Origin of the sequence: Endozoicomonas elysicola (genome assembly GCF_000710775.1) — a bacterium.
In the GTDB taxonomy this organism is placed as follows: domain Bacteria; phylum Pseudomonadota; class Gammaproteobacteria; order Pseudomonadales; family Endozoicomonadaceae; genus Endozoicomonas; species Endozoicomonas elysicola.
This window is the reverse complement of the sequence record NZ_JOJP01000001.1, coordinates 4,245,193-4,260,644: the sequence shown is the minus strand read 5'-3', so window position 1 is coordinate 4,260,644 and position 15,452 is coordinate 4,245,193. Positions and strand designations below refer to the sequence as shown.

Sequence of the window (15,452 nt, the reverse complement as noted above, 5' to 3'; positions counted from 1 at the left end):
CATATATTTTCACTGAGAAGTGTGTGCTGTTTTTATTTGGTTTTTATTAAATACTCTCACCTTCAAACAAGGTGAAGCCCAGATCCACGACAGATTCACTGGGTGGTGTGCCTGCCAGTTTCTCCAGAAGCATGGTTGCTGCACGGCAACCAATCTCCCATCTTGGGGTTTCAATGCTGGCCAGTTTTGGCGTGATGGATTGCCCTATGTCCAGTGCATTAAATCCTGCCACTGCCATTTGGCTCGGTACGGATATTCCTCGTCGCTGACACTCCATAATTGCACCAATTGCGAGATCATCATTACAGCAAAAAACACCATCCAGCTCAGGGTGATTATCCAAGGCCTCTGCCATCAATTTAGCTCCCAGTGTAAATGAGGAGTTTGATGGGGTGGATAGTACAACAGGCTTACAGTCAATAGCTTTCATGATGTTGTGATAACCCTGAAGTCGCTGCTTTACACGAATATCCATTCGGGCTGCAATAAATGCGATGTGTCGTTTACCTCTGTTCAGTATATGGTTGATCATCGCTTCGCTGGCAGCCAGATGGTCCAGGCCGACAGCCAGGTCAATGGGAGGGAGGCGAGAGTCCATTACTTCGACGACAGGGATGCCAGCGTTTTCGATCATACGGAGGGATTTGTCGGTGTGTTCACACTCAGAAAGAATCAGACCGTCTACCTGATAGGAAAGCATGGATTCAATGCGTTTCTCCTCAACCTCCTTGTCATAACCATAATGAGCGATCATGGTTTGATAGCCTGATGGTTCGGTAACGCTTTCGATGCCCTGGACAACAGCGGAAAAGACCTGGTTGGAGATTGATGGAATCAGAATGCCAATGGCTTTACTGGTGGAATTGGAAAGAATATCCGGAACGCGGCTGGCAACGTATCCTACTTCGTCGATGACTGCCTGAATTTTTTCGCCGGTTGCTTTTGAAACCTGTGTGGGGTCTTTGAGGTAACGGCTGACCGTCATTTTGGTAACACCGACCCGGTCGGCGATGTCCTGAAGCGCGAGGCGCTTGTTTTTCGGTTTCATTAATGGTTCGTTCCAACAATCATCTGGCTCAGATTTATTTTCCGTAACAAGAGGTTTCAGAAGATATTTGGTGAATTCTATCCTTACATTAGAGATGCTTAAAGTTTTTATTTTATTCGTGCTGAGTGCATTATTTGAGTTTGTATGGATTCTGGGTGAGAGTTGCGAAAACAGGTTGTAAGGGTCTCCATTGATTTTATAGTCACATTCAACTTATTAATAAGTCCCTCCCTGGGGGGGGGTAAAAATGGTAACGCTTGTAGCGCCTATAGAGTATCTTTTTCTCTCATTTTTATTGTTAGCGTCTTTGTATTTATGAAATAAGTACCGATTATGTCATTTTTTACTTAATAAAGTAGGGGAGGAGAAATTATTAAGATGAGGGTTATTCTGGTAAAAGGCCTCCTTTATTGGCAGTAGATGGCTTCTTTTTGTAACTCGGATCGAAACATGTCTTTGCCTGAAAACAAAAATAAGCTTTATCTTCCATTTCAGGCCTATTACTAATTGATGCAATCGTGCGGTATATATGCCCCAGTGTGCTTCCTGCTCGGTAGCGAAGAGTTTCTCGCATATGTTGTTGTAGTTCTTTATCATTGTTGAAATTCTCTATGTTGTTGAGCCATGAGACTATTTCATCAAAGATGTCGGACAACGGTCTTCCTTTAGTAACAATGCCATGTGGTTTGATCGTGTACTCTATGCAAACCATCATTAACTCTTTGGCAAGGTTGGCGGCTCGAATTTGTTCCTCCGCTGATGCCTTGAACCCACCTGCTTGAGGGTCGTTCAGGCTGTGTAACAGTGTCCATACCAGTTCTTCAAGAAGACGGTCGAAATGTAACACAAAGCCTAAATCTTCATTGATTAGAAATTTGTAAGATCTTATTTCTTGAGTAAGATCGTTGAGAGCCCTGCATCGATGAATATACCAAACTAATTTATTAATTCTTGGATTTCGGCTGGATGGTTTCATTGCCTCAAATGTTGAGAAAGTTTTGTTTTTCCAGCCAACAACTGTAAATTGAATGTGCTCAATAGCTGGTTTTAGTATTTGGTGTGTTCTTTGATATTTCTTAATGATTTCTTTGGCTAAATTAATGGCTGAAGATAACGTTGCAAGAGAGTCGTTCTCGTCGGCGACCGCTTCTGGAGAATATGGCAGCGACTGTGTTAATGCTTCTGTGGGAGAGGGCTTCTCTGAATGCCCGAGTTCATGTGTGGGTTCTTTTCTGGTTGATCTTGGCTGATGTCTCATTTTATCACTCGTTTCATTGAAAAAGCCGAGAGATGAAACTTTTGCCATGCACTGTTGCCATAAGTGCTGGTCAAGTTCTGAAATGCTCTTTTCGGCATCGAGTAGGGCATTATGTGTGAGTTTGATACGTGCTTTATCTGGGTTTGGCCAGTTATCAAGGTAAAACAGGGCAAGCTCAAGGCCCATATAACTTTCCTGCTCTGCTGCAGTACGTAATAACTTTTCGGCAAGTTCGAGGTCATTGTGTTGAGTGGCTATGGTCGCTCTGATCCATAGAAGGTTAGTTTTCATGGAGCTCTGGAGTTCAAGAGGTAGATCGTCATCTGCCAAAATAGCATTAAGTGCTGTTGCTAAGTCTGGGTCTGGAAGAGCTTCTATAATATTTCTAAGGTAGGTTTCGTCACTAAAGTCTGAGATGTCATGGAAATTTACTATTATTTTTATGAGAGAAAATAGATCTTGAGGATTATTGCCCTCCCTGATCAAGATGGCTAAAAGATCTATAGACTGATGTGAGGGTATGTTTGTTTCCAGTAAAGACTTTAAATGAACTCTATGAACTACGGCTCTCTCCTTTGCGAGCCTTTCGTCCAAAGCGCAGTCAGACTTAATGAAGCATGTGCATAGCTGAGCTATAAGTGGGCGGAAAGTAAGCCTTATTCGTTTTGGTGTTGAACTTCGAGATACAATATTATCTAAGCATTTTAATAATGTGGGTATCATTGTATAAGCAATAAGGTCAGGGTTGATTAAAGCGTTACTCTGGGCTAGTGCTTGCTTAAGTATTAGTATGCTGTTTTCCAATATTGCTGTGGTGGCGATCTCACTTCCTTTTCTTGGGCTCTCTATGTCTCGATGGAGTTTAACAATGGCGAAAAACCATCTTCTTATGTTATTTTTGTCCAAGTCAGAGAGTCCACTTGGCTCATTATTTAATAATTTTTTTGCTAAACAAACAGTGATTTTTTTTAGATCCTTACTTTTTTGAAGTTCACTTTTTTTCTGTAGCTCATCGAGTAGAGCTGTGACTTTATTGTCTGATATTTGTCGGGTAAATGGATTGTTGTGAGGGTCTGAAACTTGTGGAATGGGTAGCACGCTTTCTGGGCTCTCAGTAGACTCCAAGACGTTTTTCAGACTGGTGCTGGACGAGTGCAATGCAGCCTGCTCCTGGTATGCAGAGAGCGCTTTTTTAGACTTGGAGTGCATTTTAGAGTAGCGGTCATTAGGTGCTTTGTGTTTTTTAAATTCTTTGTCAAGTTTCCGCTGAAATTGTTTCCCCATATTGATATTGAATATGATATCAAGCAGTTGTTCAGGTGTTAAATTGCCTTTTTCTGCCATCTCAATACTTCTAGCTAAAGGTGCATGCATCTCGGGAGGGAGATCTAGATCTTTAAGATAACCGGGGGGTTTGGAAGTGCTTATGTCAGTATCTTCATTGTTAGCCTGAGATGAGGTGTCGACTTTTCGATCAGATATATCTGTTTTTTTCCAGGTCGAAGTGGTTTTTCCTTGATGATGGACAGAGGCTGGAGGGGTTGTATTACTCGACTCATTATTGGGATCTACTTGCCTTCCAGAATCAGTTTTTCCAGAGAGTTTATAATTCTTTGGTTCGCTTACATGACAGGTTCGTAGTGCGGATGTTGCTTGCTCACCATGTACTTCTGGGGGAGAAGATGTGCTATCCATTGTGTTGAATCTTCTAAGTTAATTTTTGCTGGCTATTGAATTACTGGTATTTATATTAAAAACAAACTTTAGACCCAAAACCTCATAGATTCTACATGTTAGAATAAGTTCCTTTTGATGAGTAGATATTTGGAATGTGTAGGGCTGACGCGGTGTGTTGAATGCTGGGGGGGCAGAAGGTGTTCGGGCTGTAGTAATATTGTTCGTAATTATTTAAAACCGCCTGTGCCATAGGGGCGCGGGCGGAAGGGCTTAAATTACATTTAGTGCGCAATCACAGGTCTTGAGTGAAGGTGCGGGTAATCACGTCGCGCTGTTGCTCTGACGTCAGAGAATTGAAACGTACAGCGTAGCCGGAAACACGGATCGTCAGAGATGGGTACTTCTCTGGGTTTGCAGCGGCATCTTCCAGCATTTCACGGGAAAGAACATTTACGTTCAAGTGCTGGCCGCCTTCACGGATGGTGGTTTCCTGAACTTCCAGATCCAGCTCGCGGGATTCAAACTGACCCAGTGTTTCCAGAGAAACCACTTCATCCTGCTTGAATTCATCGGTTTTGGCGCAGATCAGGCGGGCTTCGCCAGCAGCTTCATCCATCAGCCAGATTGAGTTAACCAGAGCGGTATTTTCGCTGGCAGTAATCTGAATGCCTTTCATTATATTGATCCCTTGATACTCAAGTTCAAACAGCTTAGAGGGCTTACCTGATCGGAATGCGCCGCTCGCTTATCGCTATGAAGGCTAAGGTGATAATTTTCATAGCACGAACATCCTATCAGCTATGAGAATTTCAATATCTAGGTATTAGCCGAGATCAAAGAAGTGGTGCTTTATTGGAGGTTGAGGTGGGAATTATTGATCTGAAACAATGATCGATTTTTGATTGTGTTCTAAGGAGTAAGAGGAAGAGGAAGAGGGGTAGAGGGCCTGCTCGAGAACAGGCCTCCCAGTGTCTTACTGAATGTACTCAAAAACTTTAATGACTCTTGATACCCCGTAAGTGTTTGCAGCAATGGAGACGGCCTCCTGTGCTGCCTTCGGAGTGACCAGTCCCATCAGGTATACCGTGCCCTGCTCAGTGTTGACCTTGATTCTGTCAGCTATAACCGCTTCATTGGTCACCATTGAGGTTTTGATTTTAGTGGTTAACCAGCTGTCATTACTCTGTACCAGGATGTCGGCGTTTGGACCAACTTGCAGCTCATTGTAAACCTGACGGACTTTTTCTACGTTTTGCGCTGTTCGTCCAGCCAGGTCTTTCAGGCTTTCATCGGGCACCTGGCCGATGAGTAAGACAATGCCATTGAAGCTGATTACTTTGACTCTGGATTGCCTTAAAGCTGGGTCTGCTTTGTTGATGTTAACGGCTGTGACCGTTTCAATGGTCTGATCATCCATCCAGGATCCCCAGGTCCTTTTGCTGTTATCAATGTTGACAGGCTCTTCGTTGACGGAGTCAACCAATGCTGCGCAGCCACTTAACAGGGTCAGTAAACCGGTTAGAAGTATAATGCCGATAGGTTTCATGGTTCCCCCTGAGGTCATAAATGTTATGAAGTAATGGTTTGGTGTAAATGAGGGTGAGATTCCAGTTTATTCGGCGGAAAACAGGAACTCATCAATCAGATCGCAAAGGCAGTGAATGACCAGTGTATGAACTTCCTGTATGCGATGAGGGCTAATATCAGGCACTCTGATCTCGACTTCTTCAGGGTGCAGGAGCCGGGCCATGTCTCCACCGTCTTTACCGGTCAGGGCTATCACCTGAATATTTCGATCATGGGCTGCCTGAATGGCTTGAACCATGTTGGCGCAATTACCATGGGCAGAGATAGCCAGCAGTATATCGCCTTCCTGACCCAGGGCTCTTATCTGTTTGGAAAACACTTCGTTGAAGCTTGAATCGTTGGCGATAGAGCTCATCGTCAGGCTGTCGGCGCAAAGTGAGAGGGCTGGCAGAGCCGGACGCTCGCGATCAAAACGATTGAGTAACTCGGAAACGAAGTGCTGGGCATCGCCAGCTGCCCCCCCGTTGCCACAGGCCATGATTTTCCCTTCGTTTAACAGGGTCTGTACCATCATTTCTGCAGCGTCGGCGATCAGCGGTGGGAGTGCATCTGCCGAGCGAATTTTTGCGTCGATGCTGTCGGAAAAATGTTGCGTTATACGTTCATGCATGCCTGAAACCTTGAAATGAAAATCACAAAGGATTTTCACTTTGCTCCTTCTGAATCGCTTTTCTAGAATAATGCTCTTCTAAAAAGCGCGCTTCTGAATAGTAATCAGAAGGTTTTTAAAAAGCACTTTTGATCCATTCTAAGCTGTTTTGCCCTTTGGCGTCATGATTGTCAATGGATATTGCATCAAATCGACAAATCCTGTGGTTGTGCTGACGATATTTCTTTAAATAAACGGCTGCCGTCTTTCGGATTTTCTGCTGCTTAATATGATTAATTGTGCTGGCCGCATTACCGAACCGTGAACTGCCTCGAGAGCGAACTTCAATAAAAACCAGGGTGGATTGATCCAGCATGATCAGGTCTACTTCACCTGATTTGCAGGCAAAGTTAGTGTGCAGAAGCACAAGGCCTTGCTGTTTTAAATACAGCAAGGCGCTTTTTTCTGCCAGGACTCCTTTCCTATTGTTGAGATTGAGCGTCCAGGACATAGAGAGCAGGATTGTTGGTGAGGGTTGGGTTGATCGCTCTGTTTTTTCCAGAGAGCTGGCTCTCGGGTATTTTTGGTTTAACGATGGGGAGCGGGGTAAGCCGGCCATTTCTAAATATCTGCCAGGAAAGCTCGCGATGGACTTTTCCATTCGGAGTAATGCTCAGGGAGCCTGTTAGTCCTTGCAGCTGACTACCCTGTAAGCTTGAAAGCTGCTGGAGTCTTGGGTAGAGCTTGTAGGCGTCAGCGCCCAGGGCGTAAAGCGTTCCAAGCTGGCCTCTGGATTGTTTCCAGAGTGTGTTGATCTGTTGTTCCAGCTGGCTAGAGGTTCCGGGAATCAGCCATGGCATAATGGGAGCCCGAATGCCGTCCATATCCTGGTCCTGATTGGTGTTAGTGGTGCCTGAGAACGCACTGGATGTTGCGTACACCGGCACATTGCCAGCGTATTGATAGGCCAGGGCTGGTTTAAGTTGTCTGGCTTCCTGTGGGTTGGCACCAATCAATACCATATCGACATCCTGGCGGCGCCGAGCCTGGAATCCAAGCTTTTCTCCAAGTAAACGGTTAAGTTGTCTGTGTCTGGCTTCGCTCTGGTCTGTGTGAAGTAACCAGCCAGCAAGGCTGCTGAACTGGGTTTTTGCATCAAATTCACCAGAGCCGACAATTTCACCACCCAGTTCCTGCCATTTGGACTTGAAGGTGGTGTTAATTTTTTTACCCCACTCCGTATTGGGGGTTATGATGATTGCGGTTTTGTGCCCATCCAGCCGTCCTCGCTCTGCTGCCATAATGGCTTCATCTTCTGCAGAGAGTCCGAATTGGTAAAGGCCTGTTCGGTAGCTGCTAAGTGGTATGGGGGTTCCGGCAGGTGAAGGCTGGTTAGGTACGTCATTCAGGTAATTCAGCGCCAAAACTGGGATGCGATTGGTAATATCAGTATTTAACTCTTTTACTCGGCTTTTGTTCAGTGGGCCAATAATCAGTTGTGCGCCTTCATCGATAGCTTTGGAGGCCAGGTCATTAATGTTGCCGTTCTGGGTGTTATAAAACTGGAGTTCAGGAAGAGGCTCATCCCTGCTCATGGCTTCATAATGGGAAGCGAGCATGCCATCACGAACAGCTTCTCCTACTTTGCCCAGTCTTCCAGATAGTGGCAGTAATACGGCAATTTTGTCAGGGCGCTCTGTGGAGCTGCTCTTCAGTGCCTCAAAATCTCCGGGCAGGTATTGGTGCGCAGGGTGGTATGCCCAGTCCCGCTTCCATTGTTCAAGTCCGGTGAGTTGCTGGTCCAGACTGCGACCGCTCTGATAAATTAATGCAAGAGCCAGCCAGCCTTTAAGCTTTTGTGACTTTTCCTGCTTATAAAGGTTATTCAGCCGCTCCGCAGGAACATGCAGGAGCGTCTGCCAGAAGCTATCGTAATGAGGTTCTCGCTCTGCTTCGGTCAGATAGGGGCCAGCCAGCAGCCACTCATCCAATGAGGCCTGATATTCACCAAATCTTGAATAGGCCAGTGCTTTCAGAATATGGGTCTGGGCGTTAATGTAGGTATCGTTACTGATGATGACCGCTTCGCGGTCGAGCCACTCAAAGATAGCCCAGTCCTGATGATTGATCTGGGCAATCTGGGCCTGCTGAACAGCTAGCTCTGCCTGGATCCGCTTTGGCAGTTGCTCATAGGGCATCTGTTTCAGAATTTTTTGGGTGCGGGCCGGATCTTTTTTAATCAACTCTCTGGTGATTTCCAAAGTCAGGCTGGCCCGCTCTGGATAACTGAGTTTTTCAGCCTCAGTCAGTTGTTGGTCAATACCCTTAATGGAAGAAACCATCGGAGGAAGTGTTGCCTTTGGCTGTGACGAGCAGGCAGTAATAAAAACCGGAATAAGCGCTGCCATGGCGATGGCTGGCAGCTTTTTAGGTAGAGTATTTCGCAGAGCGGTAATATGGGTCATCATTTGAAGTCGTGGGCCAGCTCTTCTGGGAATGTCTTCGTTAATTGCTTTGATTGTACACAGGGCATGGAATCGACACTATAGGTTATAGCTATTGTATTTTCGACTGTAGCGCTGAGTTTAGCGTGTTTTAGCCTGACTTTCAGAGATAGGAAGGTGGTGTAGCAGGTGTGATAACAGGTTTGTCAGTAGTACTTGCTGATTGGTTATGTTTTTGATTTTTAATGCTGTATAGGATTCCTTGAGTGTGCTCAACAGGAGTTGGGCTTCGATAGTCTTTCAGGGAAGAGAGTATGAGTGTTACTGGCAATGGATCTGTGCAGATTTCCGGGCGTGATGTGGCATCCTTTTTTTTCAATACCAGAAAAGGGTTGAGTAGATTCGTTGGTGCTGTTTATTGGCTTTTTCGCTGGAAAGTGACTGTTCCGGAGAGCGCTTTAGTTAAGTGTATCTGGCCAATGCGGGATGCAGATTTTATTAAGTCTTACCTGAAAAGCAGGAAAATAACGTTAGCTGGCTCATGTCGCTATCGAGCACTGTCAAAGCAGCGGTATGTGAATAGTTGTGGTGCGCAATGCTTGCGGCAAATTGCTTATGAGCTTGGAATAAAAACTCTTCCAAAAAACAGGTTTTATAAGTTTGATGGGCAGTCCATTGAGGATGATAGTACTGAAGCGGCGATTTATGGTGTCGCTGGGAGGCTTGTTGATGAAAGAGGCAGCTTGAAGACGAGGCTGGATGATGGAGGTGGCTCAGACCCTATTGGTATCAATAATGCGGCTGTGATACTTGGGTTGGATAGTCGTCTATATTGTTCTTCAAGAATGACTGACTGGCACTTGCGGCAGAGTGATCCTTCACGCTGGAAAGAGATTAAAAGCCGCTGTTCAGTGCATCGCTCTTCCCCGCCACAGCTTTGCAATAATGAGCGGCTGATTGTTCTTGTTTCTAATGATTCTTTGGGAAGTTTTATTTTCAATAGTCAGGGTGTCAAACGTCATCATTATATTATGCAGAGGCCTGATGGGAGTTGCTATGACCCTTATGACGGGAAAAAATACATTTCTGTTGAAGCTTATTCTGCAAGCTCTGAAATGAAGCCGAATGGTATTTATATATTGGTTAGTGATAGGCAGTCTTATGCAAAAGCACCCTGTGCTAAGCTCAGTGTCAGCCGTGTATCAGAAGTAGCTGGTGCTTTTTCTAGTGGGTAACTGATAATATCAGGTCATTTGTTCATCTCTTGTTTTAGCGCTGTTTCGCCTTGTTTTACCTTTTCAAATACCTTGAAAGGTCTTCCTGATACCAATAAATATGTTATCAGCTCTGTTTTGCCGTCTTGGAATAATCAAAAAGTGTTAGGATACGGCCTGAGAAATTACATCGGTCCTTTTCTGTCATGTCTGACTCTCTTCTTTACATTGTTTCTACACCGATTGGTAACCTGGGGGATATGACCCCAAGAGCCATAGAGGTACTTCGTCAGGTTGACATTATAGCGGCGGAAGATACCCGGCACAGCAAACGATTGATGAATCACTTTGGTATTGATACCCCGTTGACTCCCTGTCACGACCACAATGAACGTCACCAGGCAGAGATGATTATCCGTCGTATGCAGGCAGGGGAAACAGTGGCGTTGATCAGTGATGCCGGCACTCCATTGATTTCTGACCCTGGTTTTTATCTGGTCAGGTCGGTGAGAGAGGCTGGCTTTCGGGTGGTTCCAGTGCCTGGGGCCTGTGCATTTATTGCCGCGCTGTCGGTCAGTGGTTTGCCGACCGACAGGTTCTATTTCGAAGGTTTCCTGCCAGCTAAAGGAGCGGGTCGTCGCAAGCGGATAGAGTCACTGGCTGCTTTTTCTAACACCTGGGGTGTTTATGAATCTCCACACCGTATCATGGAGCTGCTTGATGATCTGGTAACTGTGCTTGGCAGTGAAAGATATATTGCCCTGGCTCGGGAGATTACCAAAACGTTTGAGACTATTCTGGCGGGCACTGTTTCTGAGGTACAAGCTATTTTGGAGTCGGATTCTAATCAGCAGCGAGGAGAATTTGTTGTGCTGGTTGAGGGTCATAAAGAGAAGAAAGACTCTGAGATAGGCCGTGACATTGAAAAGATGTTGCAGCGTTTAATGGTCGATTTGCCTATTAAGAAGGCTGCTGCGGTTGTTGCGGATTTGACCGGGTTACGCAAAAAAGACCTTTATGAACTTGGTTTGAGTATAAAGGCCGGAGAATAAAATCCGGCAAAAAATAGTTAGATACAGTTGATTAACTGAAGCTCTACCAGTAATATTCGCCGCCGCGAGCTGGCCGGGCAGTCGCTGTTCATTCTGGTTGTTTAATCAGAGTGGAGGGAGGAAAGTCCGGGCTCCAGAGGGTAGGGCGCCAGGTAACGCCTGGGGGGCGAAAGCCTACGGAAAGTGCAGCAGAGAGTAGACCGCCTAAGTCAGTATTCTTTTTTGACGCTTGTTGGAAAAGAAGCAGGCCGGTAAGGGTGAAAGGGTGCGGTAAGAGCGCACCGCATGGCTGGTAACAGTCCATGGCACGGTAAACCCCGCCTGGAGCAAGACCAAATAGGAATCCTATAGGTGTGTCCCGCACTGGATTCGGGTAGGTTGCTTGAGGTGTCTGGTGACAGGCATCCCAGATGAATGACTGCTCAGGCCTGCTTTGGCAGGCTGGACAGAACCCGGCTTACAGGCTGGCTCGCGTCTTTTTTCTTTTAAAGCTGCTTTCGAGTAGTGCGCTGGTTTCTGATTTTCCGATCATCCTCCAGTGATCAGGTATGCTTTTCTTTGTGCCATGGGTCATTGCTTTCCAGTTTAAGTTTTTCAGATTTATTCCTTGCTAGGTTTCTTTGCGATAACGCCAGTTAATCCCAAAACGCTTATTTCCTAATTACAGTGGTGATTTCGATTTATTTGTGCTGTTCCTGTTTTGAATACAGTCAGTATATTTGGGGTTTATTGCTGCTGAACTTAGAAACGGTACGTTCATTCCATTTTCTTGCTGCGGGTAGGTGAGGTAGATCCCCCGCTTGACGTGGGTTTTCCAGATTCCTATAGTGTGCTTTAGTGGTGCAAAGTGGACTAATGTGGGGCAGGATGGAGTCAGCTTTCAAAAGGGTTGTATAAGTGACGGGTGCCGTAAGGTTTCCTAATGCAGGAACCAAGGAGAAGGCGACGTGTTTCGCGGTGTAAATGCCATTAATCTTGATGCCAAAGGGCGTCTTGCTATACCTACCCGTTACAGGCAGGTGTTGCGGGATCGCTGTGATGGCGCTTTGGTGGCAACGATAGATACCGATGAGCCCTGTTTGCTGATCTATCCGTTGGATGAGTGGGAGCTTATTCAGCAGAAGATTGAAGCGCTCCCCAGCTTTCATCCAATGACCCGCCGGATTCAGAGGCTTTTAATTGGCCATGCCACCGATGTTGATTTGGATGGTAATGGGCGAATTCTTATCCCTCCTCTGTTGCGTGATTACGCAGGTCTTGAAAAACGAAGTATTTTGCTGGGGCAGGGCAAGAAGTTCGAGCTTTGGGATGAACATTGCTGGAACGAACGCCGTGACCAATACCTGAAAGAAGCCAGTGAATCGGAAGAAATACCGGTAGAGCTGCAGTCGCTTTCTTTGTAACGCTCTCTTTATGAAGGGCCGCAATCGTCAGTTTTTGTGAAAAGTATATGAAATCGTTAGATCGTATTGAAAGCAGTGGCGAGGCCCGGGAAGAAGAGGTGGCTGACCCTATGCATAAAGCCCATGCTCATAAGACTGTGTTGCTTTATGAGGCTGTTGAGGCGTTGCTGACTGATCCTTCTGGTGTTTATGTCGATGGTACTTTTGGCAGAGGCGGGCACAGTCGATTGATTTTGAGTTCCCTGACAGAACAGGGGCGACTGATCGGGATTGATAAGGACCCTGCTGCGATTGCGACAGGGCATGAACTGGGGCAGCAGGACTCCCGGTTTTCGATTCATCATGGTTCATTTACCGATGTTGATTCAGTGAATGGCGAGCAGCAGGTAGATGGTATTTTACTGGATCTCGGGGTTTCTTCTCCTCAGCTGGATGATCCTGAAAGAGGCTTTAGCTTCATGCAGGAAGGCCCACTGGATATGCGCATGAATCATCAGGAAGGTGAAAGTGCCGCCGAATGGCTGGCCAGGGCAGAAGAGCAGGAAATCAGCCGGGTTATCTGGGAGTACGGTGAAGACCGGTTTTCGCGCAGAATGGCCAGAGCTATCGTCAGGGAGAGAGAGTTTGAGCCGATCCTGACCACTAAGCGTCTGGCAAGCATAATTGCTGCTGCCTGTCCAACCAAAGAAAAAGGTAAGCACCCCGCTACCCGTGCGTTTCAGGCAATCAGAATTCATGTTAATCGTGAACTTGAAGATCTTGTGCTTTGTCTTGATCGCGCATTGGAGAAGCTTAAGCCAGGTGGGCGATTGGTGGTGATCAGCTTTCACTCTTTGGAAGACCGGATTGCTAAACGCTTTATTCGTAAGCACCAGAAAGGTGATGAACACCCCAGTTGGCTGCCTGTTAGAGAGGACCAGTTGAATCGTCGTCTTAAGAGTTTGGGTAAAGCCATAAAACCTTCGAAGCAGGAAGTGGCTGAAAATGTCCGATCCAGAAGTGCTGTAATGCGTGTGGCAGAAAAGCTGGTCTGATGGTGGCGTTGTTTATGGATAGTCGCCTGCTCAGGATGAAAGTTATCCATTCTTATGGGCTAACTCTCCTGCTGCTGGTTTTGGTGGTGTTGTCTGGTTTATCCGTCGGATATGTATCCTACGAGAATCGACGCCTCCATAACCGGATTCAACAGGAGCTTGAAAACAGAAACAGCGCTCAGGTTGAGTGGGGCAAACTTCTTCTGGAGCACAGTACGCTGACATCTCCGGGAAGGATTGAAAAGGTTGCCAGGGAGAAACTGGGCATGGATGTGCCAAAAACTGATCAGATAGAAATGGTTCTGCCATGAGTCAGGGGCGGAAAGTATCTCAGAAAAATCGGTCTGCTTCAGAGAAGGCAGGCTGGCTGCGCGGTTCTGTCGACACTTTAAAGAAAAAGTGGCGCCTGAAAGTAGTCCAGAGTGTTTTGTTGGTTGCCGGATTGGCAATTGGTTATCGTATTGTTGATTTACAGCTGTTGGATCGACATTTTTTACAAAATGAAGGTGATAAACGTTCTGTCCGTTATGAGTCGGTAGCTGCCCATCGAGGGGTTATTTTTGATCGTAATGGTGACCCTCTGGCTGTCAGTACGCCTGTCGTTACTATATGGGCAGATCCGGAAGAACTTTACGGTGCCAGTGAGCACTGGCAGGCATTGGCTCGAGAGCTTGGTGTTTCTCTAAAATGGCTGTCCGACCGTGTTGAGGTGGCCAAAAAGCGAGACTTTATTTACCTCAAGCGGCAGCTGACACCCGAACAGGGTGCAAAGGTGATGGCGTTGAAGGTGCCAGGGGTGCAATCGATCAATGAGCATCGGCGTTACTATCCTGCGGCTGAAGTCGCTGCTCATTTGGTTGGCTTTACCAATATTGATGAGTCCGGGCAGGAGGGGCTGGAGTTAGCCTACAATGAATGGCTGTCCGGAGAGCCAGGTAAGCGAAGAGTATTAAAGGACCGAAAAGGCCAGCTTGCGCGTCAGGCAGAACTGATGAAAAGTGCCAGCCCTGGCAAAGAGTTAATGCTCAGTATTGATCTGAGGCTGCAATATATGGCCTACCGCGAGTTGAAAAAAGCGGTTGAGCTCTATAAAGCCAAGGCAGGTTCCCTGGTCATGCTTGATGTCAGGACCGGTGAAGTACTGGCGATGGTTAATCAGCCGGCATACAACCCCAACAACCGTGCCGGCATGCAGGCACATAAAATGCGTAATCGGGTGGTTACCGATATGGTTGAGCCTGGGTCAACGCTGAAGCCGTTTACCGTTGCAGCCGCTTTGGAGTCTGGCCAGTTTTACAAGAATTCGGTAATTAATACGACGCCTGGATATATGCGCCTTGGTAGGGATCAGGTAAAGGATTTCAGGAATTATGGCGCCATTGATGTGACCACAGTACTGAGAAAGTCCAGTAATGTCGGGGTTTCAAAAATGGCACTGGCTATTGGTCCGGACAAAGTGCTTGATCTGCTGCAGAGAGTTGGGTTGGGTCAAAGTTCCGGGACAGGGTTTCCTGGCGAGAACCCTGGCTATTTGCCGTACCGGGATCGCTGGAGTGATATTGAGATAGCAACATTGTCATTTGGCTATGGCTTGACCGTCACTCCTTTGCAGCTGGCCCAGGCCTACATGGTGCTTGGTGCTGGCGGGATTATGCGCCCGGTATCCCTGATCAAGCGTGATGTGATACCCGATGGTGTTCGGGTAATGGATCAGCAGGTTGCTGATGATCTGAAAAAAATGCTTCGCGAGGTCGTTCATGGTGGCACCGGTGGTCGAGCCATGATCGATGCGTTTGAAGTTGGAGGGAAAACCGGAACAGCCAGAAAGGTTGGGCCTAACGGTTATATCAAAGATCGCTATATAGGCATGTTTGCCGGTTTGGCGCCTATTGATAATCCACGGCTCGCAATGGTTGTGATTATTGATGACCCCTCTGGAAAAACCTATTACGGAGGCCTGACTGCTGCGCCGGTATTTTCCAAGGTAGCGGCTGGAGCACTTCGCCTGTTGGGTGTTGAGCCGGTAGATTCGGTAGCTGCAAGCTCTAGTCATCGCATGGCATTTATTCCCTATGCACTGCAGTTGGAAGAAATAACAGAAGGTGCGGGTGCCTCTTCTGTCTCTACGTTTAAAGAAGGTTGAAGC

Annotated in this window: 13 protein-coding genes and 1 other RNA gene; 7 read left to right on the top strand and 7 right to left on the bottom strand. The window is 46.6% G+C overall.

The annotated features are described in order from the left end of the window. Positions 1–46: 46 nt before the first annotated feature. The 7 genes from GV64_RS17980 to GV64_RS17950 all read right to left on the bottom strand — a co-directional run bounded on the left by GV64_RS17980 (position 47) and on the right by GV64_RS17950 (position 8,627). On the bottom strand, positions 47–1,048 hold the full coding sequence (locus GV64_RS17980) for a substrate-binding domain-containing protein (RefSeq protein WP_020584878.1): 1,002 nt from the start codon (positions 1,046–1,048) through the stop codon (positions 47–49). A 385-nt stretch (positions 1,049–1,433) separates the two neighbouring features. Next, positions 1,434–4,001 (bottom strand): hypothetical protein, encoded by a 2,568-nt coding sequence (locus tag GV64_RS17975; RefSeq protein WP_020584877.1) that lies wholly within the window; start codon positions 3,999–4,001, stop codon positions 1,434–1,436. A 274-nt stretch (positions 4,002–4,275) separates the two neighbouring features. After that, positions 4,276–4,659, bottom strand: a complete 384-nt coding sequence (gene grcA / locus GV64_RS17970) for an autonomous glycyl radical cofactor GrcA (RefSeq protein ID WP_020584876.1) — start codon at positions 4,657–4,659, stop codon at positions 4,276–4,278. 297 nt (positions 4,660–4,956) lie between these two features. Continuing rightward, the gene (locus GV64_RS17965; protein WP_020584875.1) at positions 4,957–5,529 is read right to left on the bottom strand and encodes a BON domain-containing protein; all 573 of its coding nucleotides are present in this window, start codon (positions 5,527–5,529) and stop codon (positions 4,957–4,959) included. A gap of 66 nt (positions 5,530–5,595) precedes the next feature. Then, positions 5,596–6,180: a phosphoheptose isomerase gene (locus GV64_RS17960; protein WP_020584874.1), complete on the bottom strand. Its 585-nt coding sequence runs from the start codon at positions 6,178–6,180 to the stop codon at positions 5,596–5,598. Between the two features lie 115 nt (positions 6,181–6,295). Beyond that, positions 6,296–6,670: a YraN family protein gene (locus GV64_RS17955; RefSeq protein ID WP_026258617.1), complete on the bottom strand. Its 375-nt coding sequence runs from the start codon at positions 6,668–6,670 to the stop codon at positions 6,296–6,298. Continuing rightward, positions 6,642–8,627 (bottom strand): penicillin-binding protein activator, encoded by a 1,986-nt coding sequence (locus GV64_RS17950; RefSeq protein WP_020584872.1) that lies wholly within the window; start codon positions 8,625–8,627, stop codon positions 6,642–6,644. The genes GV64_RS17955 and GV64_RS17950 overlap by 29 nt, the downstream gene beginning before the upstream one ends. 290 nt (positions 8,628–8,917) lie before the next feature. On the opposite strand from GV64_RS17950, the gene GV64_RS17945 reads away from it, so the two are divergent. The 7 genes from GV64_RS17945 (at position 8,918) to GV64_RS17920 (ending at position 15,449) form a co-directional block, all read left to right on the top strand. Continuing rightward, on the top strand, positions 8,918–9,838 hold the full coding sequence (locus GV64_RS17945) for a hypothetical protein (RefSeq protein WP_020584871.1): 921 nt from the start codon (positions 8,918–8,920) through the stop codon (positions 9,836–9,838). Between the two features lie 185 nt (positions 9,839–10,023). Further along, a complete protein-coding gene (rsmI, locus tag GV64_RS17940; protein WP_020584870.1) occupies positions 10,024–10,869 on the top strand; it encodes a 16S rRNA (cytidine(1402)-2'-O)-methyltransferase in 846 nt (281 codons plus the stop codon). 65 nt (positions 10,870–10,934) lie between these two features. After that, positions 10,935–11,345: RNase P RNA component class A (rnpB, locus tag GV64_RS24085), an RNA gene on the top strand. 471 nt (positions 11,346–11,816) lie between these two features. Further along, on the top strand, positions 11,817–12,272 hold the full coding sequence (gene mraZ / locus GV64_RS17935) for a division/cell wall cluster transcriptional repressor MraZ (protein ID WP_020584868.1): 456 nt from the start codon (positions 11,817–11,819) through the stop codon (positions 12,270–12,272). 47 nt (positions 12,273–12,319) lie between these two features. After that, entirely contained in the window at positions 12,320–13,306 is a 987-nt protein-coding gene (rsmH, locus tag GV64_RS17930) for a 16S rRNA (cytosine(1402)-N(4))-methyltransferase RsmH (RefSeq protein WP_020584867.1), read from the top strand. 14 nt (positions 13,307–13,320) lie between these two features. Further along, the gene (gene ftsL, locus GV64_RS17925) at positions 13,321–13,617 is read left to right on the top strand and encodes a cell division protein FtsL (RefSeq protein WP_157237119.1); all 297 of its coding nucleotides are present in this window, start codon (positions 13,321–13,323) and stop codon (positions 13,615–13,617) included. Beyond that, the gene (locus GV64_RS17920) at positions 13,614–15,449 is read left to right on the top strand and encodes a peptidoglycan D,D-transpeptidase FtsI family protein (RefSeq protein ID WP_020584865.1); all 1,836 of its coding nucleotides are present in this window, start codon (positions 13,614–13,616) and stop codon (positions 15,447–15,449) included. Before ftsL ends, GV64_RS17920 begins: the two co-directional genes overlap by 4 nt. Positions 15,450–15,452 lie beyond the last annotated feature (3 nt).

Bases quoted from the DNA above. Each gene is read 5' to 3' on its own strand.
- grcA (WP_020584876.1), bottom strand. From the start codon at position 4,659: ATGAAAGGCATTCAGATTACTGCCAGCGAAAATACCGCTCTGGTTAAC.
- GV64_RS17975 (WP_020584877.1), bottom strand. From the start codon at position 4,001: ATGGATAGCACATCTTCTCCCCCAGAAGTACATGGTGAGCAAGCAACA.
- GV64_RS17920 (WP_020584865.1), top strand. From the start codon at position 13,614: ATGAGTCAGGGGCGGAAAGTATCTCAGAAAAATCGGTCTGCTTCAGAG.
- GV64_RS17960 (WP_020584874.1), bottom strand. From the start codon at position 6,180: ATGCATGAACGTATAACGCAACATTTTTCCGACAGCATCGACGCAAAA.
- GV64_RS17965 (WP_020584875.1), bottom strand. From the start codon at position 5,529: ATGAAACCTATCGGCATTATACTTCTAACCGGTTTACTGACCCTGTTA.
- GV64_RS17955 (WP_026258617.1), bottom strand. From the start codon at position 6,670: ATGTCCTGGACGCTCAATCTCAACAATAGGAAAGGAGTCCTGGCAGAA.
- rsmI (WP_020584870.1), top strand. From the start codon at position 10,024: ATGTCTGACTCTCTTCTTTACATTGTTTCTACACCGATTGGTAACCTG.
- rsmH (WP_020584867.1), top strand. From the start codon at position 12,320: ATGAAATCGTTAGATCGTATTGAAAGCAGTGGCGAGGCCCGGGAAGAA.
- GV64_RS17945 (WP_020584871.1), top strand. From the start codon at position 8,918: ATGAGTGTTACTGGCAATGGATCTGTGCAGATTTCCGGGCGTGATGTG.
- ftsL (WP_157237119.1), top strand. From the start codon at position 13,321: ATGGATAGTCGCCTGCTCAGGATGAAAGTTATCCATTCTTATGGGCTA.
- GV64_RS17980 (WP_020584878.1), bottom strand. From the start codon at position 1,048: ATGAAACCGAAAAACAAGCGCCTCGCGCTTCAGGACATCGCCGACCGG.
- GV64_RS17950 (WP_020584872.1), bottom strand. From the start codon at position 8,627: ATGATGACCCATATTACCGCTCTGCGAAATACTCTACCTAAAAAGCTG.